This is a genomic window from Pseudoalteromonas sp. CR1 (genome assembly GCF_019392235.1).
In the GTDB taxonomy this organism is placed as follows: domain Bacteria; phylum Pseudomonadota; class Gammaproteobacteria; order Enterobacterales; family Alteromonadaceae; genus Pseudoalteromonas.
This window is the reverse complement of sequence record NZ_JAHXRM010000187.1, coordinates 1-278: the sequence shown is the minus strand read 5'-3', so window position 1 is coordinate 278 and position 278 is coordinate 1. Positions and strand designations below refer to the sequence as shown.

Below are 278 nucleotides of genomic sequence, written 5' to 3'. Positions count from 1 at the left end.
CCGGCCAACCGCGCGGTGGTCAGGCCGAACAGGCGGTAAAACTCACCTTCGCTCGGCAGCAGGCCACCGGCCATGCGCTCGCGTTGCAGGCGCAGCATGATCACCACGTCCACATCCTTAAGGCCTGCGGCCATGTCGGTGTAGACCTTCACGCCGTACTGTTCGATGCCGATCGGCAGCAAGGTTTTCGGCGCGATCACGCGGATGTCCGGGCAACCCAGGGCTTTGAGGGCCAGCATGTTTGAGCGGGCGACCCGCGAGTGCAGGATGTCGCCGAC

1 pseudogene is annotated in these 278 nt (G+C 65.1%); it reads right to left on the bottom strand.

Annotated features, from left to right (window positions below):
* A pseudogene (pyrB, locus tag KZZ04_RS19035) lies at positions 1 to 278 on the bottom strand (aspartate carbamoyltransferase catalytic subunit); the annotation flags it as partial.